This is a genomic window from Vibrio sp. 10N.261.51.F12 (genome assembly GCF_041471725.1).
GTDB lineage: Bacteria > Pseudomonadota > Gammaproteobacteria > Enterobacterales > Vibrionaceae > Vibrio.
This window is the reverse complement of the sequence record NZ_JBFROV010000014.1, coordinates 542730-567648: the sequence shown is the minus strand read 5'-3', so window position 1 is coordinate 567648 and position 24919 is coordinate 542730. Positions and strand designations below refer to the sequence as shown.

At 46.4% G+C, this 24919-nt stretch carries 17 protein-coding genes; 6 read left to right on the top strand and 11 right to left on the bottom strand.

The window, feature by feature from the left end; all coding sequences use genetic code 11:
* Positions 1-71: 71 nt before the first annotated feature.
* Positions 72-1442, bottom strand: a complete 1371-nt coding sequence (locus tag AB4405_RS09815; protein ID WP_372060605.1) for a DEAD/DEAH box helicase — start codon at positions 1440-1442, stop codon at positions 72-74.
* 271 nt (positions 1443-1713) lie between these two features.
* Here AB4405_RS09815 and AB4405_RS09810 point away from each other — a divergent pair, with 271 nt between their 5' ends.
* Positions 1714-3093, top strand: a complete 1380-nt coding sequence (locus tag AB4405_RS09810; RefSeq protein ID WP_372060604.1) for an MATE family efflux transporter — start codon at positions 1714-1716, stop codon at positions 3091-3093.
* A gap of 64 nt (positions 3094-3157) precedes the next feature.
* Here the strand turns inward: AB4405_RS09810 and dgcA are convergent, their stop codons facing one another.
* The 6 genes from dgcA to mngA form a co-directional block, all read right to left on the bottom strand.
* Positions 3158-4123: an N-acetyl-D-Glu racemase DgcA gene (gene dgcA / locus AB4405_RS09805; protein ID WP_372060603.1), complete on the bottom strand. Its 966-nt coding sequence runs from the start codon at positions 4121-4123 to the stop codon at positions 3158-3160.
* Positions 4124-4226: 103 nt separating this feature from the next.
* The gene (gene dgcN / locus AB4405_RS09800) at positions 4227-5231 is read right to left on the bottom strand and encodes an N-acetyltransferase DgcN (protein ID WP_372060602.1); all 1005 of its coding nucleotides are present in this window, start codon (positions 5229-5231) and stop codon (positions 4227-4229) included.
* A 201-nt stretch (positions 5232-5432) separates the two neighbouring features.
* Positions 5433-6329 carry a LysR family transcriptional regulator gene (locus tag AB4405_RS09795; protein ID WP_372060699.1) on the bottom strand — a complete coding sequence of 299 codons (897 nt, stop codon included), beginning with the start codon at positions 6327-6329 and terminating at the stop codon, positions 5433-5435.
* A 365-nt stretch (positions 6330-6694) separates the two neighbouring features.
* Positions 6695-7882, bottom strand: a complete 1188-nt coding sequence (manA, locus tag AB4405_RS09790) for a mannose-6-phosphate isomerase, class I (protein WP_372060601.1) — start codon at positions 7880-7882, stop codon at positions 6695-6697.
* Positions 7883-7987: 105 nt separating this feature from the next.
* Entirely contained in the window at positions 7988-10636 is a 2649-nt protein-coding gene (mngB, locus tag AB4405_RS09785) for a mannosylglycerate hydrolase (RefSeq protein ID WP_372060600.1), read from the bottom strand.
* Between the two features lie 108 nt (positions 10637-10744).
* A complete protein-coding gene (gene mngA, locus AB4405_RS09780) occupies positions 10745-12679 on the bottom strand; it encodes a PTS 2-O-a-mannosyl-D-glycerate transporter subunit IIABC (protein WP_372060599.1) in 1935 nt (644 codons plus the stop codon).
* Positions 12680-13017: 338 nt separating this feature from the next.
* Here mngA and AB4405_RS09775 point away from each other — a divergent pair, with 338 nt between their 5' ends.
* On the top strand, positions 13018-13737 hold the full coding sequence (locus tag AB4405_RS09775) for a GntR family transcriptional regulator (protein WP_198593107.1): 720 nt from the start codon (positions 13018-13020) through the stop codon (positions 13735-13737).
* 196 nt (positions 13738-13933) lie between these two features.
* Here the strand turns inward: AB4405_RS09775 and AB4405_RS09770 are convergent, their stop codons facing one another.
* From AB4405_RS09770 to mnmC, 4 genes are all read right to left on the bottom strand, one after another.
* Positions 13934-14311 (bottom strand): diacylglycerol kinase, encoded by a 378-nt coding sequence (locus tag AB4405_RS09770; RefSeq protein ID WP_372060598.1) that lies wholly within the window; start codon positions 14309-14311, stop codon positions 13934-13936.
* A gap of 4 nt (positions 14312-14315) precedes the next feature.
* On the bottom strand, positions 14316-15389 hold the full coding sequence (locus AB4405_RS09765) for a DUF4056 domain-containing protein (protein WP_372060597.1): 1074 nt from the start codon (positions 15387-15389) through the stop codon (positions 14316-14318).
* Between the two features lie 172 nt (positions 15390-15561).
* On the bottom strand, positions 15562-16635 hold the full coding sequence (locus AB4405_RS09760; protein WP_372060596.1) for an ABC transporter substrate-binding protein: 1074 nt from the start codon (positions 16633-16635) through the stop codon (positions 15562-15564).
* A gap of 320 nt (positions 16636-16955) precedes the next feature.
* Positions 16956-19004 (bottom strand): bifunctional tRNA (5-methylaminomethyl-2-thiouridine)(34)-methyltransferase MnmD/FAD-dependent 5-carboxymethylaminomethyl-2-thiouridine(34) oxidoreductase MnmC, encoded by a 2049-nt coding sequence (gene mnmC, locus AB4405_RS09755; RefSeq protein WP_372060595.1) that lies wholly within the window; start codon positions 19002-19004, stop codon positions 16956-16958.
* Between the two features lie 174 nt (positions 19005-19178).
* Between mnmC and fabB the strand changes: the two genes are divergently transcribed.
* The 4 genes from fabB to AB4405_RS09735 form a co-directional block, all read left to right on the top strand.
* Positions 19179-20390 (top strand): beta-ketoacyl-ACP synthase I, encoded by a 1212-nt coding sequence (gene fabB / locus AB4405_RS09750; RefSeq protein ID WP_372060594.1) that lies wholly within the window; start codon positions 19179-19181, stop codon positions 20388-20390.
* Between the two features lie 394 nt (positions 20391-20784).
* Positions 20785-21918 carry a 4-phosphoerythronate dehydrogenase gene (locus AB4405_RS09745; protein ID WP_372060593.1) on the top strand — a complete coding sequence of 378 codons (1134 nt, stop codon included), beginning with the start codon at positions 20785-20787 and terminating at the stop codon, positions 21916-21918.
* Entirely contained in the window at positions 21915-22928 is a 1014-nt protein-coding gene (locus AB4405_RS09740) for an aspartate-semialdehyde dehydrogenase (protein WP_372060592.1), read from the top strand. The genes AB4405_RS09745 and AB4405_RS09740 overlap by 4 nt, the downstream gene beginning before the upstream one ends.
* 185 nt (positions 22929-23113) lie before the next feature.
* Positions 23114-24919 (top strand): FimV/HubP family polar landmark protein (locus tag AB4405_RS09735; protein ID WP_372060591.1); only part of this gene is annotated, 1806 nt, incomplete at its 3' end.

Genomic DNA, 24919 nt, shown 5'->3' with positions numbered 1-24919 from the left:
AATGGTCCTTTTCTATTGTTGGTGCTTAATTGTCCCTACCTACTTTATTGATTAGGCAGGGACTTCATCCGTTATTGGGATTTTGGCGCATTGTTGGCCGGTTTTGGACGACGTCTTCTTGCACTATTTCCTGAGCGCGCATTGGCGTTGCCGCCTTCTTTGCTCGCAGAATCTGACTTAGCAAACTGGCGCTGCTTCGTTTTTTGATTGCTGCTTGTGGTGCGCTGACCATCTGAATGACCAGTTTTTGGTTTCTTCGGTTTTTTCACTTGCGGGGCACGTCCACCTAGCTTTGATGCTGGCAGTGGATGCACAGGCTTGTGACCTTCGATTTCATTTCGCGTCAGTACTTCGCCGATCAGCCTTTCAATGGCGAACAACTCTTTTGCTTCATCGGCACAAACCAGTGAATAGGCTTTGCCCGTTTCACCAGCACGACCAGTACGACCGATACGGTGTACATAGTCTTCAGAAACGTGTGGCAACTCAAAGTTGACTACTTGTGGCAGCTGAGGAATGTCTAAACCACGAGCGGCAATATCGGTCGCAACCAACACTCGGATTTGACCGGTTTTAAAGTGCTCAAGAGCTTTGGTTCGTGCACCTTGGCTCTTATTACCGTGAATGGCCATCGCAGAGATATTCTTGCCTTCTAAAAAGCGAGCAAGACGGTTAGCACCGTGTTTAGTCTTACTAAACACAAGCACCTGTTTCCAATTACCTTGTTCAATGAGCTTAGCAAGGATGGCTGACTTCTGGTTTTTGTCGGCAACGTAAATGCTTTGCTCAACCAATTTGGTGGTTGAGTTTGGCGGGTTGACGGAAATCTCAACCGGATTATGCACCAAGCCTTTTGCTAGGGAACGAATCTCTGGTGAAAATGTGGCAGAAAACAACAGATTTTGACGTTCTTTTGGCAACAGATCTAAGATCTTTTTGATGTCGCGGAAAAAGCCCATGTCTAACATGCGATCGGCTTCGTCTAAGACCAATACCTCAAGCTGCGAAAACTTAACGGCATTTTGGCTATAGAGATCAAGCAATCGACCAGGGGTCGCAACAAGGACATCGCAACCCTTACGAAGCTTTTGCATTTGCGGGTTGACCTTAACGCCGCCAAACACAACATTTGATGTCAATGGTAGGTGAGCACCATATTTGACGACACTGTCGTGGACCTGAGCCGCAAGCTCACGGGTAGGGGTTAGGATCAATGCACGAACATGATTACTTTTGGCTTTTTGGCCCGAGCTTAACTTTTCAAGTAGCGGTAAAGTGAATCCTGCAGTTTTGCCTGTTCCAGTCTGGGCAGCCGCCATCACATCCTTGCCTTCGATAATGGCCGGGATTGCTTTTTCTTGAATTGGCGATGCCTTGGTGTAACCAAGCTCGTCGATAGCGCGAAGAAGTGGAACAGATAATCCTAAGGATTCAAAACTCATAGTGGTACTCAATAAGTGGGGTAGGAGAGTGGGAACTCAATATTAATACGTTGAACATAGAGGTATTTTTGAGAGCCCTTATACCCAAAGATAGGGCAAGGCGCGCTATTTTGCGTGCTTTCGTGTCGAACATCAATACAATTCTGAGTTAATGGCGGCTTGAAATTGAGAATAATGACGTTTATATTGTCGCCGCCCCAAGGGCACACCCTAAAAATGCACACTGCCATCCCGCCATTATTGGTGTATTTCTATTGGTGTTTGAACCCCCATGCACACTAAAGCTCGTCCTTTTTTACCCCGTTTTACCCGTGAATCCGGTGCGTTAATGACATTGTCAACGCCAATCATACTCACTCAACTCGCGACCCAAGCAATGGGGTTTGTTGATACCACTATGGCCGGACAAGTCAGTCCTGCTGATCTTGCTGCGATTGCACTTGGCACTAGCCTATGGATCCCTGTATTGCTGCTATTGCGTGGCATTATTATGGCGTTGACGCCAGTGGTGGCTTTTCACCGCGGTGCGCGTGATTTTGACAGCATCTCTGTCGAATTCATTCAGATGCTTTGGTTAGCGTTTATCTCAAGCCTCTTGCTAATTGCGTATCTGCTGAGTGCAAAACCGATTCTAGAATGGATTGGTGTTGCCTCTGAGATTATCCCTATAGCCAGTGACTATGCCTTTGCTTTGGCGTTTGGTGTGCCGGGTATCGCCTTGTTTTATACCCTAAATGGTTTTTGTGAAGGGATGAACAATACCAAGGCTCCAATGATTATTTCGGTATTAGGCTTGCTGGTAAATATTCCAGTGAACTATGTGCTTATCTATGGCAAGTTTGGCTTTCCTGAAATGGGCGCGGTCGGCTGTGGTTGGGCAACAAGCTTAGTATATTGGTTGATGTCCGCGCTATTGTATTCCTACATCAAGGGACATCATCACTTTAAAAGTATGATTCGTTTCAATGACGCGAAACCAAGAATGAAAGAGATCAGCCATCTCTTGAGGCTTGGCCTGCCCATTGGGATGAATATCGCCGTATGCGGCAGTATTTTTGCCGTGATTGCTTTGCTGATTGCTCGTATCGGGGCAGAAAACGTTGCGGCGGCTCAGATCGCGTTGAATATCTCGAGCATGACGTATGTTATCCCGATGAGTATCTCTTTTGGTATTACGATCCGAGTGGGTCACGCTTTAGGAGCGAAAGATAACCAAAGCGCACTGGAGCGAAGCCAAATGGGTATTGTGGTCGCTGGCTTAATGTCATTGTTATCGGTGGCGATGTTCTTGCTTTTCCCTGACGTCATTATTCGGCTCTACACTACCGATCCTGCTATCAGCGCGACGGCGGCGACACTCTTGGTGTTTACGGCGATGTATCAGTTTAGCGATGCCTTACAAACGTCAGCAAACGGCGCTTTGCGTGGTTACAAAGATACCAAGGTACCAATGTTCTTAGCCATTGCGTCGTATTGGGGATTAGCGCTACCTATTGGCGTAGTCTTTGGCATGACCGATTACGTGGTTCCTGCAATGGGAGAGGAAGGATTTTGGGTAGGCATACTCACAGGGTTGACCGTCGCAGCAACGCTGATGTTGTTACGTTTGCGAGTGGTGATTCGAAGACATAACCAAGCCACACCAGGTTAATCAATAATGAATCGAGCCATGGAGTTATACTCTATGGCTCGATTGTTACTAACGCAGTAAAACATTACAGTATGACGGTACCATTTTGATAACTGAGCCCATTTTCAACGTCGCTGCCAAGCAGCACTGGGCCGTCAAGGTCGACGATTTCGGCATTGGTCGCAATTGGAAGGGCAGCTTTCATCGCTAGCGATGAACCTAACATGCACCCTGCCATAATATTCAGCCCTAGCGAGCGTGCTTTGGCTTCTAGGGCAAGCGCCTCCGTTAACCCGCCTGTTTTATCTAACTTAATATTAATCATCTCATAGCACCCTATTAGCGAGTCCAATTCCGCTCGCGTATGGCAGCTTTCATCGGCGCATAATGGGATTGGGTGATCAATGCCTTTCAGTAGTTCATCTCTACCGCTGGGTACAGGCTGTTCTATCATAGTGATATCGAGGGTCGCGAGCTCATCGAACAAAGTCTCAAGTGGCAAATCTTGCCATGCTTCATTGGCGTCGATAATGATTCGAGCTTGTGGGGCGGCGTGACGGATAGCGGTCATCTTTTCAATGACATCGGTGCCGTCTAGTTTGACCTTGAGCAGCGTTGCGCCTTCTTTAACGTATTGCTGGGTTTGTTCAATCATTGTTGCTTTATCGCCAACGGAAACCGTCATTGCCGTCTCGATGCTGGGCTTAATAGCAAAGTAGGGCGATGGAAAAACGTGTCCTTTCTCTTTGGCCTCCAGCGACCATAAGGCGCAATCGATAGCATTTCGTGCGGCGCCGGCCGGACACTGTTGAAGTGCTAAGCGAGCTTCGTGAGGTGTAAGCGAATGAATGGCTTGGCTGAATTGCTGAATTTGTTCCATCACAGACTCTACGGATTCACCGTAGCGGGGATAGGGTGTGCATTCACCTATGGCAACATGTTGTTGATAGCGAATGGTTACGCGTACCACTTCACAATGTGTGCGCGTCCCTCGGGAAATGGTGAATGGCTTAGCCAGCTTAATCGAGTGGTGACGGCTTTCAATATTCATAGCGCCCTTATAATTAATAGTGCCCTCATAGCGTCGTGCTTATACAATCGGGAGACCTTCTTACGTGGTGAACTCATACGCGGCGAGTTCATACGTGGCGAGTTCATAACGAAGACAGGTGCTCTACAATAGTATCTACCCCAAATCGCACTGGGTCTGTCACGGGAAGGTTAAATTGTTCTTGCCATGTTAAACACAGTTGCTTTGCTGTAGGTTCATCGAGTCGTGAGGTATTTAAACAAATCCCTGCAAATTGAACCTTGGAATTGGTCACACTGGCCGCTAAAAGGTTGGCATCAATAGTCTGCTCTATGGTCGGAAGTGGGGCGTGGGGAAGGTGGCGGATATGCTCACGCCCGATTTCATGGCAAAGGACCAAGGCATCGGGTTGTGCGCCGTGAATGAGCCCTAAGCTCACGCCGGCATATGAGGGGTTAAACAGTGAGCCTTGTCCTTCGATGATGTCCCACTGATGGTCTGAAAAGCTAGGACTAATGGCCTCGACAGCACCCGAAATAAAGTCAGCCACTACCGCATCCACGGAAATCCCTGTTCCTTCAATAAGAATACCAGTCTGCCCCGTGGCTTTAAATTGACTGTCGATACCTTTGTTATTGAGTGCTTTTTCGATGGCAAGCGCACTGAACATTTTTCCTACGGAGCAGTCTGTCCCAACGGTAAGTAGGCGCTTACCTTGACGTTTTTTACCCGTACCGACGTTCAGGCGTTCGTCGTAATGGCGAACGTCAAATAATTGAGTCACGCCTTGCTCAGCCAGCGCCGCAAGCTCTGGGATATCATTCAATTTTTGATGCATGCCAGAGGCAATATCAAAGCCGAGGTTGGCGGCGCTAATGAGGGTCTCGACCCAGCTTCGTGGGATAAAACCGCCGGCATTTGCCGTTCCGATGACAAGAGTTTTTGCACCGAGCTCCTTGGCTTGAATGAGCGAAAGATTCGTTAGACCTAAAGAGACGGTCTTATCGGTTAGCCGTAGTTGACCAAGGCAGACATCAGGGCGCCATTTCACAATGCCACGGGCCGTTTTCGCGGAGAGAGGATCGGTGACATCACCGAGGAAAAGTAAATAGGGTTGAGAGATATTCATGGTGTCCCTTTTGTTAAAGCTACTATGGCGTTGTCATTACGATAGGGCTTAGAAGGGATGAGCGCGAATACTCAGTTGTATGCTGCCTATAACGTTACGTTATGAGCCTTTGTCGTGAATGTTATCCCAAAGGCGGTGAGCATCATCGATGAGTGCTAAAACGAAAGCGCGTCGTATTGACTGACCGCAATTGGGGTAAAGCTAAGTGTGGCGGTGTAGTGCGCTTAAAAACTGTTTCGCGGTAATTGACTGTGGATGCACATCACTGGTTAACAGTGACACTGAGCAATTAACCGCTGGGTGTAGGTTGGCAAGTTGTAATGCGCCATGGTTAGCGTATTGCGCAGCCGTCCATGGGTCGACGATTGCAATGCCAGCACCAAGTTTGGCAAGCTCAGCGCCTGCAGCGTAACTTCTTACGGTCAGGGAGGGGCTGAAGCTAGGGGCGATTTGCTCAATCGCGTAGGTCAGTTTTTGCCCCAATGGGTCGCGTCTATCTAATGCGATGACGGTTAGGGGGTGTTGCAACAGAGCTTCTAGCGCGACCTCTGGAACCGGAGCGTGTTCGGTCGGAATTAGGTCATGACAAGGCAGAGGTATGAGCGCTTGCATCGACGTATCAATCAGTAATTGGTGAGAGATACCGGCGGGTGTGTCTTGGCCAAATGTCACGGCAATATCGAGTTCATTATTGAGTAATCCGTCACATAACTCATTTCGGTTGCCTGTGACAAGCTCAACGGAACACTGGTGTAATTGATAAAAATTGGCGACAAGTGGAGCCAGAAAGTGGCTGGCTAACACGGGAGGGGCACCGACACGAATATGTTGTTGGCCTTTCTTAAGCTTGTTCGTTAGCGCCCGAAATTGATCAAGCTGGCCGTAGATGCTCTCGACCTTGGGCAGTAACGTATTCGCTTCTGGAGTGGCGACTAATCGGCCTTTTACTCGCTCAAATAGCGTGAATCCCAATTGCTGCTCTGTGTGCGCGAGCACTCGTGTGACGTTAGGTTGCGACACATGCAGATTCTTGGCTGCTCCGGACACGGTGCCTGCTTTCATGATGGCGTAAAAGACTTCAAGTTGTCGTAGGTTCACACATAATCCATTGGTCGTCGGCATATTGAGCCACTTTAATGGAATTGGCTCGAATTGAGAATGGCAATTTTTTGTTCGAGGCTAGGCGATGAATCGCCATGGTGAGCGTATTAATTTGGAAACAACAAGGCTAATGAAAAAATGATGACAAAAAGCACGGCAACGAGTTTTATTAGTTTTCCGATTTGTGTGGTTCCGCCTTTTGGCGATTGATTACAGCATCCCATTAGATTGACCATCGTTGAATAAGCATGAGATAAAACTAAGGCCTGACCTAGGGGGAGGGTCAAGCCTTTTTATATCAGAAAAACAGTTAGGGTGTCGTTCATCATTTTGGATGAATAAAACGATAAGGCATCTTGTGATTAATTGTACGCTCTCGCCAATACTCCATTACCTTGATAGTCGTAGCTACCGGTATCATTGCCAATAAAAATAGCCTCGCCTGCAGTGAGTGATATGCATTGGTCTGCGGAGGAAATAGTCGCGTCACCGGCCACACAAAAGATAATCTCAGCGCTACGCACGTATTGTATATCGCGGTTTTCTGTAGCGTTCAAAATATCAAATCCAAAGTCATCGACAGGGATCGGATAGCTGAGTTTTCCGTCCTTGAGTATTGGTTCAAGTTTTATTGTATCTGGGTCCATCGAGGTGAATCGGGTGTTATCGATAAGCTCAGGGACATCAATGTATTTCGGCGTTAAACCCGCCCTCAGCACATTGTCAGAGTTCGCCATAATCTCTAATCCCGTTCCCTTGACGTAAGCATGAGGGGTTTCTGCATGCAAGAACATGGCTTGGCCGGGAGAGAGTTCAATAGTATTGAGCATTAATGGGGCCAATAACCCAATATCGTCCGGATAATGTTGTTTGAAGTCGGCGCTGTACAAGAGCGCTTCACGTGCCATTGCCGTTGCAGATGAGCGATTATATGCTAAATAAAGCTCGTTGAGAGCGGCATCTTTTCGGGCACCGTTGAGTGACATAATGGCAGAGAAGAACTGTTGCAATCCTTCGTTATTTTGGTTGTCTGTTAATGCGGCTAACTCTGAGGAGAGTGACTCGATATTGATTTCATTAAACAGAGCAATGATATGCTTGATTGGGCGAAATCCATTCATCGCTTTATACAGGGTAAGCGCATAAACCAATTCGGGTTTATGGTTAGGATCTTTGTAGTTTCGATTGGCGGCAGTCATGGCAATACCCTGCGCGCTCTCGCGAGCAAAGCCGATCTCTGCTTTATGTTTACTTGGGTGCACTTGAATAGAGAGCGGTGTTTCGGCGGCTAATACCTTAAACAAATAGGGTAAATCGCCGAATCGATTTTCAGTATAGTCGCCCAATAAGCGGGTAGGGTTTTGCGCGATTAACTCGGAGAGTGGTTGCTGAGTTGCGGCTATTTTGGAACAACCACTTGGGTGAATACCCATCCAAATCTCGGCTTGAGGTTCTGATTTTGGGTTAGGAATACCAAAGAGATTAGTAATGGATTCCTTGCTACCCCATGCGTAATTTTGAATAACATTATCTAACTTAAACAAAGACATTTTACCGTTCACTTTTTTGGGTGTACATGTTGTTGCCAGGTAAGAAATCCGAGCAGCATACACTGAACGGATTTCTTATGGCGACTCAAATTAACGAAGAAAATCTTAATTGGAGCATAGCTTCACTTGGAACGTTTTCGCTTGGCAGGCTTTTAGTATGCCCACTGATTCGCTTTCGACGTCAGTCGTGCGTACTTCTTCAGCCAAATTAGTCTCTAGCCATGATGCTACCGGTTGAGTGAACGATACGGTATCGCTTATCTCGTCATTTTCACTAGGGTTGTACATTCTTAGAATGAGCGCATCGGTATCTTCAGCTTTCTTCAAAACACTGAGCACGGCACCTTGTTTCGCCGTATTTAATAGCGAGAATGTCAGTGGCTTATCTTGAGTGCCAACGTTTAGTTTCATCGCGTTGTATGGAATTTTGTTATAGCACTCGATAGGCGTAACGTTATCACGGGCTTCAGCCATGATGTTGGCATCAATGTGATTGCCTTCAAAGCCAAAGAGACTAAATTCACATACCAGCTTGCCACGAGTCTGAGACTCTGGTGTTGGGATCTTGATCCCTGATGGTCGCCCTGGACGCAATAAGAGCTCTTCTTTACCGAGCACACCCACGCCACGTAATAAGGTTAATGCGAAGGTGTCACGCGCCTCGTCACCCTTACTGGAGATGACTTCAAATTCACGCAAGCCACCAGTCATGATCGCAAGCCCACCTTTGTCGTTTTCTACCGCCGCGACGTTCATCAACTGGTACACAGGAACAGGGGCTTCTTTCCAGCCTTCTTGTTCCCACACGTCCATCGCCGGATCATTGGTTGGGCGGGTAATGAGACCAAATTGGTTATCGGCCACAACGCTTTCAGAGACAAACGGTGTTGGAATTAGTACGCGAATACGATGATCGTCGGCTTGGTTGTCCACTTCCATGCGCACCTCGATGCGACGAGAGCCTTGTTTTAATACGACCTGACAGTCGATACCGACAAACCCGTTTTGACCGCTGCGTGCTTCACGTTCTTGAAGGTTTGCGGGCACATTCATTGTTAGCTTGATGCTGGCGACAGATTGATAACCTTCATGAGTGATGTGGGTCTGGGCTTTGAATTCATCAGAATACAGCAACCATTCTTGGCGAGAAGGTGAGTAATCATATTCATCACCGTCGTCAGAGCCCTCTTCAACACGAAGTGCTTGATCGTATGTCATCAAGGTTTCTTTATCGAAGATGGTTAATGTACCGTTATCGTTGACATTGATTCGGTAATATTCATTTTCAAGTAAGTAATCTTTTTGTACTGCAACCTTGGTTTTGCCTTTTTCATTACCTTGAATATGCAGCGTGGTGTACCCCATCGCTGGCACTACGTATTTGATCTGAATGTCGTATTCGATGAACGGGTCGTAATTACCATAATGAACGATCTGACGGTCAATTTTACCCGGATCAATCACTCGTTGGTCTTGAATAAAGTACTCGACTTGGATGCCATTTTCATCAAATAGGCTGAATTCGCTGGCACGAATGGTAATCGTGGTATTGATGACTTCTTCACGCTCGTAAGGCGACAAGTTAAACAATGCCAGTTTGTCGCAACCCTCACGGGCAGGCATGTGATCAACAATCTTGCGCTTGTAGAAATGAATAAGGTTTGACGCCATATCGTCAGCTAGGATATAGCGGTTCAAGATCTCAGCGTGAACCTTGTCTGAGCAACAACAACCGATGGAATCGTGGGCATGGTTCTTCATGCTCTCCTTCCACATTTTTTCGATCAACCCATGATGATACTCAAACCCTAATGTCCAAGCGATTGACGCGAGTGGCTCTAGAATATTAACAATTTTGTTCTCAACTTGAGCATGAATAAGCTTGATGTCCATGCGCGTCGAAGAAATAGTACGGTGGACGCGCATGTATTTGCCGTCATTGAATTCGCCTTTGATGGTATCAAGTTGGTCGCGTTCTTCCTTAATGCGATCAAATACCTCTTCGAAGCGGCTCATTAGGAACTCACGCTCTGGGTAGATTTCACGAAGCTTATCCATGACCTCAAAAATGTCATTTTGGATTGGCATTTGGTCATGGCCGTTTGGTAACAAAATATCCTTTGTCACTGACGGTTTTTCTAATACAGGGAAGTATTTATCTAGGCGAGCGCGCAGGCCTTCTTCGTCTTGAGGAAGGTATTTACCAATCGCGTACCCGAGAGGGAGTACCTGTGTAGCCACTTCAGAGCCGTCATTGGATTGCCATAAGAACTCAGTTTTGTTGGTGCCATGACGCTCCGAACAGCCACGCCAGAACATCGCGGTATCGATGTCAAAGCCGTTATAGATCATCGGTAGTTGTGAGCTCATTGAGAATGAATCCGGCAGGTAACCAATCTTCATTGGTTCACCGAGTTCAAGGCAATCACGAATACCGTAAAGCATGTTTCGTACAATGGACTCTCCCGCCACTTGCATAGTGTCTGTTTGCGAGTACCAAGGGCCGACAATGAGTTTTCCGGCTTGAACCAGTGCTTTTACGCGCTCTTTGTTCTCTGGTTTAATGGCAAAATAGTCTTCCAGTACTGCTGTTTGACCGTCTAAAACGTAGTATTTATAGTCAGGGTCATTTTCCAGACGCTGCATGATTTCATCCATGTTGTTCACCAATAGAATTCGAGATTCTTCTGTAGTGAAATACCATTCACGATCCCAGTGCATGTGTGGAGTGATATGAACGCGTGATGTAGTCATTATTGTGTACCTATAGCTTGTTGAGCAGTAACGAAATTAGTTTTAAATTGGGAGAGCAGATATTTCGAAAGGGCCACAGCTCTGCTGCGCCCTTCCATTTCCTAATGGTTAGTTCTGAGTCGCTACCTGGGCGTCAAATTTGCCCTTTTTTATGGCATGGGATCTCCATGCTAGCAGCGTGATAGTTGAAATGGCGGTACCGACAAGTGCAGCACCAAACCAGATTGCGGCAGCGGTGAAAGAACCGAGTCCAGCATCGTGGAGTAGGAATATTGAGAAGATACCAGCACCAGGAGTCGATAAGCCTACACCTGCGGCGCCAATCATTGCCCCTGTGACAACAGAGCCAAGTAAGAAGGAACCAATAACACGGATAGGATCTTCTATTGCCATTGGGATGGCACCCTCAGTGATCCCAGCGAGACCTAACAGCCAGGTGGACTTGCCGACTTCAATCTCAAAGTCTTTAAATAGGCGAGGCGCAATCATGGTTGAGGCGGTAACCGTAAACGCGGAGACCATTTTCACTGAACCAAAGATGGCGTAAGGGCCGTAAACACCGTTAGCCATCGCCCCAAGACAGAACGCATAAGCGGCTTTGTTGACTGGACCGCCAAGGTCAAAGGAGACAAATAGGCCAATCACAGCACCGAGCAGCAGTGCATTCGTTCCTGACATGCCGTTGAGCCAATCAGTAAGCCCTTGGTTTAACCAAGCGACCGGCTTGCCAATAACGAATAGCATCAATGAACCGACGACTAACGTGCCAATAACTGGGTACAAGTAAAACGTTAGGAAGCCGTTGAATGAAGGACTCAAGCGGATGTTTTCTTTCACCCAACGCATGATGTAACCAGCAAGTAAGCCGCCGACTACGCCACCAAGGAATCCTGCGCCAATTAAGTTAGCGGCAATACCAGCGGCGAAACCAGGACCCAAGGCCGGTTTGTCAGCAAGCGAATAAGCGGTGTAGGCCGCTAATACAGGCACCATGAGTGTACCAAGTAAGCCACCACCTAGTTTGCGATACATCCACAACCACGACCCATCGGTCGCATACAGATCTTGCAAGTCGAAAATTTGGGCAATAAGAACGGCGACTGCGAGAACGGTGCCCCCAGCAACAATCAAGGGTACGGCGTAAGAAATACCAGATAGAAGCGCTTGCTTGAGCTCGGTTTTGAGCGGCAATCGTTTCGGCTTGTCTTCGGTGGCCAATGTACGACCGACCCCGGTGCTGTTTTTTCCCGCGTCGATTGCATCGTTTAGAATGCGTTCTGCATGCTTAATGGGTTCGGCGACCGGCACTTCAATGCGCGGAATACCGTTGAAGCGCTCGACTTCCTTGATGGCCACTTCTGCGGCAAATACGACGGCGGTGGCGTTGTTTAGTTGATCGGCTGTCAGGCGATCCTCAATACCATTCGCCCCTTGTTTTTCAACGTGGACGTTAAAGCCAAGTTTTTTACCGGTTTTTTCTAGGTACTCAGCGGCCATGTAAGTGTGAGCAATACCCGCTGGACAGGCTGTTACACACACAATTGTCGGTGCGTCTGCCGCAGTGGTGCTGGTGCTCTCAGGCTTGGTTTCTTCTCGACTAAGCTGCGTGTAAATTTGTTCTATAGTTGTAGCATTGAGCACCGCCTCACGGACATCATCATCCACTAGGGTAGTGGTTAATTCTGTGAGGAGCTGCATGTGAGTAGAGCCGGCTTCGGCATTTGGAATAGCAATAAGGAAGATGAGGTTTACATCCTCGTCTTCGTCTAAACCTTTCCACTTTAGATCCTCTTTCAAAGTAGCCATCGCAAAGGCGGCTTCTTTGACGGCATCTGTCTTGCCATGAGGGACGGCAAGTCCTTCTCCAAGAGCCGTTGGTCCTTCATCTTCTCGTGCAAATACAGCACGTAAATATTCGTCTTTATTATGCAGTTTGCCTTGTTGATTTAGTTGTTCGGCAAGTGCTTTTATCGCCTCATCACGACTCGTAAACGTCGTTTGTAGGTTGATTAGCGATGGGTTGGTAAGAGATGTCAAATTCATAATCTTTGTCCCGTTGTCACATTCCAATATTGCTGTGTCATTCAACAATGATTGAATAATACCTTTTAGATACAAATATTCCGTGATCAAGATCGAATTTGAGTTAATATATGTATTAATGTTGTATTATTTGTATTGTTTAATTTTAATTTGGTGCAAACAAATACTTGTCATACATAAGACAACTCGTATCATGTAGGTTATGAGGGTACCTTAGTGAGTAAGTGTAGTTCAGCACACAAAGAGACGACCGAGAATCCAGGTGGTTGATTATTTCCTCGGAATTAAAGCCGCGCAGGCTATGCTGCGCTCCTGTGTATTATTTTGAAGAGGTTAAAATGGCTCGTTTGCCAATGTATCGAAAAATAGCCGATGCTATTCGAGAAAAAATTAGTATTGGAGAATACAAAGTTGGTGAAGCTTTGCCAACAGAAGCCCAGTTGCGCGAAGAATTTTCTGTCAGTCGTGTCACCGTTAGGCAAGCATTGAAATTATTGGTAGAAAACGAAGAGTTAGAAAGCGTGCAGGGCAGCGGAACGTACGTGAAAGAAAGTAAAGTGAACTACGATATTTATCAACAAAGCAGTTTTGCAGAGAAATGGGCGCATCTAGAAGGCGTGACACATAGTGATGTATTGGCATTTGAGGTTCAGTCTGCGTCGTTAACGATGGCAGAGCATTTAAATTTGTCTGAGGGTGACCAAGTTTTTTACATTAAACGTGTTCGTTTTCTGGATGAAAACCCTATCACAGTGGAAGAAACCTGGATGCCGACCGAGATGTTCCCAGATCTGACCTACCAAGTGATGCAGGCTTCTAAGTATGATTTCATAGAAAATAAGAAAGGCTTGGTGATTGATCGGAGTGAGCAAGAAATTATTCCAGTTCTTCCACCGAAAGATATTGCTGATTTGTTGGGTATTGAGCTAGGCGAACCTATCATAGAGAAGCGAACGCGTGGTCACCTACATGATGATACGGTCTTTGAATACAGCCGGAATTATTTTAAATCGAGTGATTACAAATTTACACTCGTTGCCAAGCGTCAGAAATCGTAGGTGGTGAGGTTGATTGAACGGTGCTTCCGAGTTATTTAATGTCGCCTGTTGATATGAATATTTGGTTCGAATAATCATTGTTGCGCATCGCTTTCCACCACATCCATTCAAAAAAGGTCTACTCACTATGAGCAGACCTTTTTCATATTAGAAGCACGATTCAATACAGAGTGACTTACGTGTTTTGTTGCCGTTTTTATCGTACAAAGTGAGTCCACAATACACTGGCCCAAATGAGTAGGGCGAATCCAATAGCAACAAATACGGCAGCAGAGCCTAGATCTTTGGCTCGACCAGACAACTCATGGCGATCCAAGCCAATTCTGTCCACAACCGCTTCAACCGCTGAATTCATCAACTCCACCGTAATGACAAAGAGTACGCTGCCAATGAGTGCCGCTTTTTCAATGAGAGTGATATCAAGTACAAAGGCTATTGCTACTGCCGCTAAAAGACCGACCATTTCTTGTCGAAACGCTGCTTCGTGTTTCCAAGCCGCCATCAACCCAAACCAAGAGTATTTAGTAGCGAGAAGTATACGTTTGATACCGGTATTTTTTTGCATGTCAGTCATAGCGTTAATTCAACTTCATTGATAATGCGTCATTGCGATTGTTAGTGTGCTTATCATCTTCGGCTTTGGCGATGTTAGCGAGCGTTTGAAAATCCTCGAACGTCCATATTTCTTTTGATTTCAAAGCGTCGGGCAGTATATCAAACGATTTGATGTTGTCAGCTTTTACCAATTGAAACTGTCCGAATTCTTCTAAGTGCGCATACTCACTGAGTGAAGATGGCGTACCGTCACTCACGCCGTTCGGGACTAAATCAAGACTGAAATGATAATCACGTGTTTTCACCACCCATTTGTCAGGTAGGCGTTTGCTACTGTCCCACCAGATACCATCAATCGCCTTAAAGCGGTCAATGGTGGTGTCTTTGTCTTGAGCATCAAGTCGTTTCAAATGTTTACGAAAGTACTGAGGAAAAAGAATGACAAATTTCTTCTGTGTGATGTTCGGATTGATTTTTATCATCTCTAAAGCAATATGCGCGCCCAGCATGTTGGAGTACAAATCTTCTGGGGAAAACGCAGAGGGATATTCTTTGAACCCCCCAACTGAAACGAGCCCGTACCATTGAGCAATCTCGTGCCACTGCGCTAAACGAAAGGCCAATAATGCGGCCAGTTTGGCTTCTTCGTGTTTTTTGGAATCTAATTGATCCAACTTGCTCAGTTCAATACGACGCTCGCGAAGCTCTTCGGTTAATTCAATAGACAGTGTATCGCTATCGCGGTTTTTTATTGAGTGATAGAGATAGAAGGTGAAATCAGCAGTGTCACGAACGTGCGCGGTATCGATAAATCCGCCCTTGTTAGAAAAAATCAGACCGTTCGATTCTTTTGATGCGCCGAATAAACTGCCGACGACACTCGAGGAGCCGTCATTAAACTCGTGGGCATCGATGTCTTCGATATCAAGGACGTTGTTGATCGAGAAAAAAGGCACAGGGACGCTGCCGAGTTCTGCTTTTAGGCCTGTTCCAAAGGCGCAACATGGTCTTAGCCCTACCGGCACGGTATCCGTTGAGGCAAAACTGGGTTGCAGTGAAGCAAACAGTAAACTAAAGAGCAAAAAAGCAAATTTCATAGAAAACCAAAATGTGAAGGGTAAAAAATAGAGCCAAGCAATATGGAGCTTGCTTCGACTCGTCTTGTCAGGGTAGCGATAAAATATCGCGGCGGCGATCATGCCATTAAATAACGGTCATGTTTACCATTTCACGCCATTTGCCAATAAATGTTTACAAAAAAGCGCATTTTTATTGATCAATTGCAATCTGAATGAAAGGATTTACAGGGTTATTGTTGAGGTCGATGCCTTTAAAGTCGATGTCTGCCCATCGCTTCTCATATAAATCGGTATACAAAGCTGAGGGTTCATCTATCAAATTAAAGAGAGTGAATCTTGTGCGCTGTGGCCACTCAACGCCATTTCTGTGATGATGTATCTTAATGAGTGCTAGCCCAAGAGCGGTAAAATCACCGCCGCCCAATACCGCTATTTGACCTTCTTTTAGCTGACTGAGCACTTTTTCAGAGGTATTGATGGTGCTGATTAACACATCATCTCGATCGGCGATTGTTTCTTCTCTCTCTCCTAATGCTCGCTGGATGCCAAAAGCCATTTGATCATTCGCTGTCCATACATAGCGAATATTAGGGTGCAACGATAAGAGTCGTTTTGCTTCGCCATAAGCTGTGTTTTCGTCCCATTTAGCGTAAGTGTGCTGGACAACGTTTAGGCCATCAATTTGTGTGAAAAAAGAGACCGCTCCCGCTTCTCTCATCGTTGAGGCAGGCGTGGTGTCGCTAGAAAATAGCAATACATCACCACCGCGTTGCTCCCCCTTGTCGTAAAGGGCTTTAGCGGTGAGGTAGCCAATACGAAAATTATTTGCAAACACACCGGGTAACAAGTGTTGTTGCCAGTGAGGCTCCAATTGCACCTCAACTAAATCGGTTGGATTAAGATTGTTGACGACAAACAAAGCGTGTGAGGAAACATCAGTCAACGATTCAAGTAGCTTCCTTCCCGTTTGAGCTTCATTGACTAAGATTATGTAGTCCGGCGTGGCCCCTTGAGATATTTTTTGACTCAGGCGTTGTTGAGCAAGGAGTGGGCTACGGTTTCCATGAACGACCTCAAGATTGATATTGAGGTCCGTCGCTGCCGCTTGTGCGTAATTGATCACGTTATACCAAAAACTGTCTTCTTCGTATCCGGGGTTAACAAACAGGACATAGGGTGTCGAGTTCGACGCTGGGTTCACATCTGCATCCACTGTCGCGGTCCATAGCAAGCAATATATGAAGAATTGTTGCGTCCATTTCATGCTGCTCTCCTTATGCTTTCTTGCAGTATGGGAGCTGTTCGCAATAGTGTCTATGCAAGCAGTTAAGTATCCTTTGTGGTTCACGGCTTGTCTCAGTTCTAACACGTAATCTCTATTGTAAGAGTGCTGAAACCGGAGAGATCCGGCTCAAATGTAAGACAGGACACCGGAGACAGCGGTTAAGCAAACAAACAAAGGGACAGTGGACGACTTAGAATGAATATAGTCATGGGTACATGAAGTAATGAAGGAGGCGTTAGGCTTTCGCCTCCTTATTTGAGAGTAAATGGAGCCTGATTTAAATGATAATTGGTGACTCGTTATCCAAACAAAGGTCGTGATTTTTTTATTCGACGAATCCAGGTTCGACTTGGGTGCATGCCGGATAACAAATCAACCGGGAGCGGAAGTGGATCGCCACAGATCTGTGAGATCAACATCTCGGCGACAAGAGGTGCAGAGCTTAAACCGCGAGAGCCTAGTCCTAACATGCAAAACAAATTGTGATGTTCAGGCACGGCTTTTATTGTCTTGGGTGAGTGACCGTGTAGTGTTTCAAGGGCCTCAAAATCCGTGACTTGCCCGACGAATGGTAAGTGGTCACGACTGACGCTTCTTACGCCTTGGCGTGCTTGATTGCATGAGGTATCAATGTCGTTAACCCAAGCCGTATCGGGAAGGCAGCGTTTTATTTTATCTTGGTTGTCAAACTGAGCATTGGCATCAAAATCGTGATTGACGTTATCTTTATCGTAACTCGCACCAATGCAGTGGGTATTGGTTGCAGGATTACTGGGCGTTAAATAGCCGTCATAGCACAATACGGTTTTCAGTTGTGACAGTGAACTCGTAGTGGGAATATGACTGACTTGTCCTTTCACAGCTGACAGATGTAAGTGCTGAGTTTGCTCTAATTGCGCAAACTCATGGCCATTAGCAATGATAACAAGGTCAAACACGGCATGATTTTGTTCTTGGTGACTGACGGATTTCGAATGCGCTTCTGCCGACGCTGTTGGGGCGGTTTCAATTGACCATTGATGATTGGCTAATGGTTTAACCGCAGTCACATTGGTGGAGAAGTGACAATTGAGTAATTGATTTTCTTCTGCTTGGTTTATGAGACCTTGTGTGAGCTGCGCGGGACATAACCATCCTCCTAGCGGGTAGCTAACGCTCGAAAATGGAGACGCCAAGCCTAATGTTTGGCTGGTTTCGTGCGCACATAACCCATGAACAAGTGGCCTAGGAAACTGCCCCTTGAGCATTTTGTTGAGTTTGATGTCAGATTTCTCATCCCACATCAGTTGCGTGACGCCGCACCAATCATGATCAAATGGAAATAATGCGCTGGCTTGTTCCGCAAATTGCCTTGCATACAAGAAAGATGGCGCGAAGACTCTCGATACCCCTTTGTGTTCACCATTGAGGAGCGGATACACTGCGCCTTGACGGTTTCCTGATGCCCCTTCAGCCGCTTGAGCGTCTTTACAAAATAGGGTTGAGGCGATACCGCGTCTTGAGAGGGCCGTGATTAGGCTGGCGCTGGCAATACCTCCGCCGATAATAGCAATGTTGCCAATTTTTTCTGGTGTCGTGCGTTGATAAAATGGGTCAAAGTTGCTGTAAGGCTGTTTGTGTTCAAGTTTACCTGCAATCATCTCTCGCTTGGTGCCAAACCCTTTTACCTTCTTCATACTGAAACCAGCCTCATTGAGACCGCGACGTACAAACCCTGCAGCAGTAAACGTTGCGCAGGTTGCGTCTTGCTTCGCGAGTTTGACCATGCCGTTAAACAGGGTTTGGTTCCACATTTCTGGATTTTTGCTTGGCGCGAAGCCGTCTAAAAACCAGCAATCGACCACACCTTGTTCCGGTGTTGGCACTAATGGCATGCAATCTTTAATGTCACCAAACCAAAGGTCCAAGGTAATCATACCGTCAGCGAGGACTATTCGATGACATTCAGGCACGGCTATGGGATAGTGCGCTTGCAGCTGTTTGGCAAATGTCTCTAGTTCAGGCCAAGCTTTGTGTGCTTTTGCGAGATCTACTTTGGTGAGCGGGTATTTTTCAAAGCTAATAAAATGCAGTTCTTTTAGTGCGGCATCGGGATGCTGTAGGCGAAATGCCTCAAACTGTTGCCAAGCAGCAAGAAAGTTCAACCCAGTACCAAAACCTGTTTCGGCAATGACAAAGCGTCGATCTTCTATGTCGTGCCAGCGTTGAGGAAGGCCGTTTTTTTCCAAAAAAACATAGCGTGTTTCTTCGAGTCCGTTTACGTTAGAGAAGTAAACGTCGTCAAATTGGTCAGAAACGGGTGTACCAGCTTCGTTCCAATCGAGTTGAGCGTGAGTGATAGAAGTCATAATATTGACACTTAACTTGTGTTATACCCATTGTATAGTCGTTATCACAACTACAGTTATGGGGCATCAGTTGCAGTAATTGATGTGAATTGTACGAATTTATGGGAAAGCTGACCACTTTTATCCCGTAACTTCGTTATTATTTAGCAGTTTTGAAATTTATAGGAATGTCACATGAAACGAGTCGTAATTACCGGTATGGGTATTGTTTCGAGCATCGGTAACAACGTTGAAGAAGTTTTAGCGTCTCTAAAAGCAGGCCGTTCTGGTATTAACGCCTCTGAGCAGTTTAAAGAAATGGGCCTGCGTTCTCAAGTTTGGGGCGATCTGAAAATTAAACCTGCTGAGCACATTGACCGTAAGAAAATGCGTTTTATGGGTGATGCGGCGGCGTACGCGTATCTTTCAATGGAGCAGGCTATTGCCGATTCTGGATTGTCAGATGAACAGGTTTCAAATGATCGCACTGGTATAGTTGCGGGTTCTGGTGGTGCTTCTGCACTTAACCAAACGATCGCAGTTGATACGATTCGTGAGAAAGGCGTTAAGCGCGTTGGCCCTTACATGGTACCTCGTACGATGTCTTCAACGGTTTCAGCTTGTCTGGCTACGCCATTCAAGATCCGTGGCGTTAACTACACCATGAGCTCAGCATGTGCGACATCAGCACACTGTATTGGTCATGCGATGGAGCTGATTCAACTTGGCAAACAAGACGTCGTCTTTGCTGGTGGCGGTGAAGAGCTGGATTGGACACAAACGATGATGTTTGACGCCATGGGCGCTTTGTCTACTAAGTACAACGATGACCCAACGAAGGCATCACGTACCTACGATGCAAACCGTGATGGTTTTGTTATCTCTGGTGGCGGCGGTATGGTTGTTGTTGAGGAGCTTGAGCATGCATTGGCTCGCGGCGCAACGATCTACGGTGAAGTCGTCGGTTACGGTGCAACATCGGATGGCTACGACATGGTCGCTCCATCAGGTGAAGGCGCAGTGCGTTGTATGAAGATGGCGATGCAAGACGTCGATGGTGTTGATTACGTGAATACTCACGGTACGTCTACACCGGTCGGTGATGTTAAAGAGCTTGGCGCGATTCAAGAAGTGTTTGCCGGTAACAGCCCTGCGATTTCAGCAACAAAAGCCATGACGGGTCATGCGCTTGGCGCTGCTGGTGTGCACGAAGCGATTTATTCAATGCTGATGCTTAACCATAGCTTTATTGCCCCAAGCATCAACGTCGATACTCTCGATGACGCTGCTGAAGGCCTAGACATTGTGACTGAAACTCGCGAACAAGAGTTGAATACAGTGATGTCAAACAGCTTTGGTTTTGGCGGCACGAATGCAACCTTAGTGATTAAAAAATACCAAGCTTAGTTTCTAGTTTCTAGCTTCTAGCTTCTAGCTTCTAGCTTCTAGCTTCGGTATCTGGATGCTCAGTTTAGAAGTTTCCAGAGCTGACTGACTAACCTCAGTCGCAGACGCAAGTTTTGACTCCCTGGAGAGCGGGTCGAAATCCTTTTGTTCTGGATATTGCCCGGCCTTTTTAGGACGGGCATTTTTCTTTGTACAAAAGAAAACTATCCAGAAGTCCACTCAGCAGGTACTTCTCTAGCAACATAAGTAAGGTGTAGATAGTCGCATCACCGAATGCTGCTTGTACCTAATAGGTGAGCCGCACGTTTTCTTCGGTGAAACCTTTCTCGACACCTTGACGTTTATCTTGCACAATTCACCCCTATTAGAAAAGGTACCCATCAGGAACTAAGTAATGAAGATTATTGTCGATGAGGCGATGCCTTATGCTGTTGAATTATTTCAACAGCTTGGTGACGTTGTAGCGATGCCTGGGCGTGAGCTCACAGCGGACGATTTGATTGATGTTGACGCACTAATGATCCGCTCGATCACCAAAGTGAATGCGACGTTGCTTGAGAAAGCGAATCGACTGAAGTTTGTTGGCACCGCAACAGCGGGTATGGACCATGTCGACCAAGCCCTGCTAAGCGAAAAGAATATCTTTTTCACGGCGGCTCCTGGCTGCAACAAAGTTGGAGTGGCGGAATACGTCATGAGCAGCTTAATGGTGATTGGCCAGCAACAAGGTTTCTCTATCTTTGATAAGACGGTGGGTATTGTTGGTTGTGGCCAAGTAGGCAGTTATCTTCAACAATGTCTCGAAGGTATCGGCGTACGTGTATTAATTAATGACCCTATCAAGCAACAAGAAGGGGACACTCGCACTTTTACTGACCTAGATACTTTGCTTGAGCAGGCTGATGTGGTGACAACGCACACGCCTATTACGAAAGACGGGCCATTTCCTACGCATCACCTGATTAATGAACAGCGGCTCAATCAGTTTCGCGGTGATCAAATACTGATCAATGCGGCGCGTGGACCGGTGGTCGATAATCAAGCGCTCAAACGTCGTTTGCAAAAAAATGATGGGTTTACCGCGGTTCTCGATGTCTTTGAATTCGAGCCAAAGGTTGATTTTGAGTTACTACCTTTGCTAACGTTTGCGACCCCTCATATCGCAGGCTATGGTCTAGAAGGGAAAGCACGCGGAACGACGATGATTTTTAATCGTTTTTGTGAGTTTATGAAATTAGATGCTCGCGCCAATCCAGATGCATTATTACCAGTAGCGCCGATTCCAGAAGTCTCCCTCAGTAGAGAGTGGAATGAAGCGGTGCTTCATAACTTAACGCAGATTATCTACGACGTTCGTAAGGATGACGCCGTTTTTCGTCGTGAGATCCACAACGACAACGGTTTTGATAATATGCGTAAACATTATTGGGACAGACGCGAATATGGCGCTGTCCGAGTCAAGGGTGATGCTAATTGTAATTTGGCACCTTTGGCACAGTTAGGGTTTCAAATAGAGGTAAACCAATGAGCCAACAATTTAATATCGCTGTATTCGGAGCAACAGGTGCTGTAGGTGAAGCTATGGTCGAAGTGCTGCAAGAGCGTAAGTTTCCTATGGGCGATGTTTACCTTTTAGCGAGCGAACGCAGCGAAGGAAAAATCTATCGTATTAACGGTAAAAGCGTCCAAGTTGAAAATGTGGAAGAGTTTGATTGGTCACAGGTTCATATCGCACTCTTTTCTGCAGGTGGCGAACAATCCGAAAAATGGGCACCGATTGCAGCAGAAGAAGGTGTTGTTGTTATCGATAATTCTTCACATTTCCGTTATGACTTTGATGTGCCGCTTGTCGTTCCTGAGGTGAACCCTGAGGCGATTGCTGAATTCCGTAACCGTAATATTATTGCTAACCCTAATTGCTCAACTATTCAAATGTTGGTTGCGTTAAAGCCGATTCACGATGCGGTGGGTATTGAGCGTATTAATGTGTCGACCTATCAATCCGTGTCGGGCGCAGGTAAAGCCGGTATTGACGAGTTAGCGGGTCAAACGGCGGCATTATTAAATGGCCGACCAGCAGAAAACAGTGCTTTCACTCAACAGATTGCATTTAACTGTATTCCACAAATTGACCAGTTTATGGATAACGGCTACACCAAAGAAGAAATGAAAATGGTGTGGGAAACGCAAAAAATATTCAATGACCCAAGCATTATGGTCAATGCCACATGTGTGCGAGTCCCAGTATTTTATGGTCATGCGGAGTCGCTACATATTGAGACTAGCACGCCGATCGACGCAGAAGAGGCGTCGCGTTTACTTGAGCAAACCGACGGTATTGAGGTTTTCCATGGCCAAGAAATGCCGACACCGGTTCGAGATGCGGGTGGGAAAGACCATGTAATGGTCGGTCGTATTCGTAACGATATTAGCCACCACAGTGGTCTTAACATGTGGGTAGTCGCTGATAACGTCCGTAAAGGAGCCGCAACGAATGCGGTTCAAATTGCGGAAGTACTGATTCGAGATTACTTCTAAAATTTGTGTTGTTTTTAATCAAAGGCCTCCTAGTGAGGCCTTTGTTGTATCTTATGGTGTGAACTTGATGCGATTATCATGCTTGATTCGTGTTTTTTCCCAGAGAACCTATAGTTTTGAGAGAAATATCCGATATAGTACAGAGATAAGTTTTGTATTTACAATCGCAGACAGCTGAGCCTTCCATGCATCATTTTTTAAAGCGTCTACTAGTGGCCTTAGCACTAGTTGGAGCGACAACTCCTTCATCTTTCAGCGCTGATACTATTCGCCTTTCTGGCCCGAATGGTGAATTGTTGGACGCCCCACAATATTCAGAACCAGTGCGCCCAGCGGTGGTTCAATTGAACGAGCAACCTTCTCGCTATTACGGCCCAACAGCCAAGTCCGAAACCTTGTGGTCTATTGCGTCAAAGTTTAAACCTGCTGGCGCAACGGTACAGCAAACTATTTATGCTTTTTATGAGCTTAATCCGGGTGTTTTCGAAGATAAGAATATCCATAAGCTGATGCCAGGCAACCGCCTACGTGTTCCGTCGCCAGTGCAGATAAATCAGGTTGATCGTCAAGAAGCGTTGTCGGTGTTAGCGGCGCATCAACAAAGGCTCAATTCTGCGGTAACGGCGAAGCCACAAGTTGCTAAGCCAGAAGTTACTAAACCAGAAGTTACTAAACCAGAAGTTGCGAAGCCAGTTAAGGTCACACCTTCATCTACCCCTCCTCAGGTAACCAAACCAGAGAAAAAAGAGTTGAAGCCCGTTTCAGAAGCGTCCCCTTCGACCAGCGAATCAATTATCGATAGTAAGGAGGCCGACAAACCGGCATCAACCGGTACCGTCGAAGCCAACCTGACGAGTACGCTACAAAAAGAGTTAACACGTTCTGAAGGTGAGCTGGTTTCGTTGGAAGCACGCAACCACCAGTTGCGATTGATGCTTTCTGAAGTTCAGCAGCAGGTGGATACGCTGAAAGATGAGGTCAATAATGAAGGGCGTATTCGTAGTGAAGTAGAACGTCAGTTATTGGAAGAAAAACGCAAACAAGACGAAATGCAACGTTTGGCCCCAACCACAATGGACACATGGCTTGCGAACCCGTGGATTGTTGGTTTACTGGCTATTTTGCCGGCGGCGCTCGTTGGCTTATTAGTGATGCTCTTCATGCGCACACGAAAGCGAAAAGACCCTGAGGAAGAAGCTCAAGCTCAGTCGACGAACGACACATCTAATATCGCAATAGCCGGTGCAGGTGCGGCTGTCGCGGAATCACAAGACGACGATCTATTCTCTGATGAATTGTTTGGTGATTTTGAAAGTAATAACGATGTGGACAACACTGCGCCAGAAAGCAGTGATCCAGTCGAAGACGATATTTTTGGCGACTTAAATGAAGGTGAATTGGACTTCAACCTTGACGATGAGGAAGATCCGTTCGCCAGTATTGGTGATGATGGTGAACTTGATATCGGCTTTGTTGACCTAGATAGCAGTAATAACGGTATCAGCGTTAAAGATGGTGAGAAGGCTCTAGGGCTAGAGGAAATGGAACGAGCACTTAATGATGTTGCCGTTCCAGCTGATGATCTTGAGGATCTGAATCTTAACCTAGATGAAGATGACGCAGACCCTGTTTCCCAGCAAGAACTCGATGACTTGTTTGCCGATATTAGTTTCGAAGAACCAAGCTTGGATGAACCCTTGGAGAAAGAGGGGGCCATCAATCAAGCTGAGATGGATGAGCTATTGTCAGAAGCATTTGATCTGGAAGCTTCGGAAGAGGATGTGCCAGATACAGAAAACCTGAGCCGGTCTGAAGAGCAAGCCGCCTCGCCTGAGTTGTCGGATAACGCGGATGACATAGCGGTTGATAATGCAGATATTGATGATTTGTTTGCTCAGTTCTCGCAAATGGATATGCCGTCAGAGGCGTCTGCAGAGTCAGGCGACGCTGATACCTTCGATACCAATACCTTCGATGCCAATAACATCGAT

Excerpts from the sequence above, each read along its gene's own strand:
- AB4405_RS09815 (WP_372060605.1), bottom strand. The coding sequence starts at position 1,442 with ATGAGTTTTGAATCCTTAGGATTATCTGTTCCACTTCTTCGCGCTATC.
- AB4405_RS09810 (WP_372060604.1), top strand. The coding sequence starts at position 1,714 with ATGCACACTAAAGCTCGTCCTTTTTTACCCCGTTTTACCCGTGAATCC.
- dgcA (WP_372060603.1), bottom strand. The coding sequence starts at position 4,123 with ATGAATATTGAAAGCCGTCACCACTCGATTAAGCTGGCTAAGCCATTC.
- dgcN (WP_372060602.1), bottom strand. The coding sequence starts at position 5,231 with ATGAATATCTCTCAACCCTATTTACTTTTCCTCGGTGATGTCACCGAT.
- manA (WP_372060601.1), bottom strand. The coding sequence starts at position 7,882 with ATGTCTTTGTTTAAGTTAGATAATGTTATTCAAAATTACGCATGGGGT.
- mngB (WP_372060600.1), bottom strand. The coding sequence starts at position 10,636 with ATGACTACATCACGCGTTCATATCACTCCACACATGCACTGGGATCGT.
- mngA (WP_372060599.1), bottom strand. The coding sequence starts at position 12,679 with ATGAATTTGACATCTCTTACCAACCCATCGCTAATCAACCTACAAACG.
- AB4405_RS09775 (WP_198593107.1), top strand. The coding sequence starts at position 13,018 with ATGGCTCGTTTGCCAATGTATCGAAAAATAGCCGATGCTATTCGAGAA.
- AB4405_RS09770 (WP_372060598.1), bottom strand. The coding sequence starts at position 14,311 with ATGACTGACATGCAAAAAAATACCGGTATCAAACGTATACTTCTCGCT.
- AB4405_RS09765 (WP_372060597.1), bottom strand. The coding sequence starts at position 15,389 with ATGAAATTTGCTTTTTTGCTCTTTAGTTTACTGTTTGCTTCACTGCAA.
- AB4405_RS09760 (WP_372060596.1), bottom strand. The coding sequence starts at position 16,635 with ATGAAATGGACGCAACAATTCTTCATATATTGCTTGCTATGGACCGCG.
- mnmC (WP_372060595.1), bottom strand. The coding sequence starts at position 19,004 with ATGACTTCTATCACTCACGCTCAACTCGATTGGAACGAAGCTGGTACA.
- fabB (WP_372060594.1), top strand. The coding sequence starts at position 19,179 with ATGAAACGAGTCGTAATTACCGGTATGGGTATTGTTTCGAGCATCGGT.
- AB4405_RS09745 (WP_372060593.1), top strand. The coding sequence starts at position 20,785 with ATGAAGATTATTGTCGATGAGGCGATGCCTTATGCTGTTGAATTATTT.
- AB4405_RS09740 (WP_372060592.1), top strand. The coding sequence starts at position 21,915 with ATGAGCCAACAATTTAATATCGCTGTATTCGGAGCAACAGGTGCTGTA.